The sequence below is a fragment of the Acinetobacter sp. 102 genome (genome assembly GCF_037028485.1).
GTDB lineage: Bacteria > Pseudomonadota > Gammaproteobacteria > Pseudomonadales > Moraxellaceae > Acinetobacter > Acinetobacter higginsii.
The window spans coordinates 1-1179 of sequence record NZ_JAZEZK010000055.1 but is presented as its reverse complement, the minus strand read 5'-3'; the positions used below and the strand labels follow the sequence as shown (position 1 = coordinate 1179).

Sequence of the window (1179 nt, the reverse complement as noted above, 5' to 3'; positions counted from 1 at the left end):
AAGTTTGAACGTAATAAACCACACGTAAACGTGGGTACAATTGGTCACGTTGACCATGGTAAAACAACTTTAACTGCTGCGATTGCAACTATTTGTGCAAAAACTTACGGCGGTGAAGCGAAAGATTACTCACAAATCGACTCAGCTCCTGAAGAAAAAGCACGTGGTATTACAATTAATACTTCACACGTAGAATACGATTCTCCAATCCGTCACTACGCTCACGTAGACTGCCCGGGCCACGCCGATTATGTTAAAAACATGATTACTGGTGCTGCTCAGATGGACGGCGCGATCCTTGTATGTGCTGCGACTGATGGTCCAATGCCACAAACTCGTGAACACATCCTTCTTTCACGTCAGGTTGGTGTACCTTACATCATCGTATTCTTGAACAAGTGTGACCTTGTTGATGATGAAGAATTACTTGAATTAGTAGAAATGGAAGTTCGTGAACTTCTTTCTACTTATGACTTCCCAGGTGATGACACTCCAATCATCCGTGGTTCAGCGCTTCAAGCATTAAACGGTAACGATGGTCCTTATGGCGAGAAAGCTGTAATTGACTTAGTTGCTGCACTTGACTCTTACATCCCAGAGCCAGAACGTGCTATCGATAAAGCATTCTTGATGCCAATCGAAGACGTATTCTCTATCTCAGGCCGTGGTACAGTAGTAACTGGTCGTGTAGAAGCTGGTATCGTAAAAGTTGGTGAAGAAGTTGAAATCGTAGGTATCAAAGATACGGTTAAAACTACAGTAACTGGCGTAGAAATGTTCCGTAAATTGCTTGACGAAGGTCGTGCAGGCGAGAACTGTGGTGTTCTTCTTCGTGGTACTAAGCGTGAAGACGTACAACGTGGTCAAGTACTTGCTAAACCAGGTACAATCAAGCCGCACACTAAATTCGATGCAGAAGTATACGTACTTTCTAAAGAAGAAGGTGGTCGTCATACTCCATTCCTTAACGGTTACCGTCCACAGTTCTACTTCCGTACAACTGACGTAACTGGCGCGATCAAATTACAAGATGGCGTAGAAATGGTAATGCCTGGTGACAACGTTGAGATGTCAGTAGAGTTAATCCACCCGATCGCAATGGACCCAGGTCTACGTTTTGCGATCCGTGAAGGTGGTCGTACTGTAGGCGCTGGTGTTGTTGCTAAAGTAACTGCATAA

The 1179-nt window shown here is 44.3% G+C and carries 1 protein-coding gene; it reads left to right on the top strand.

Annotated features, from left to right (window positions below; translation table 11 throughout):
* The coding region (gene tuf, locus WA352_RS21675; RefSeq protein ID WP_033134357.1) for an elongation factor Tu at window positions 1-1179 on the top strand (1179 nt) is incomplete at its 5' end.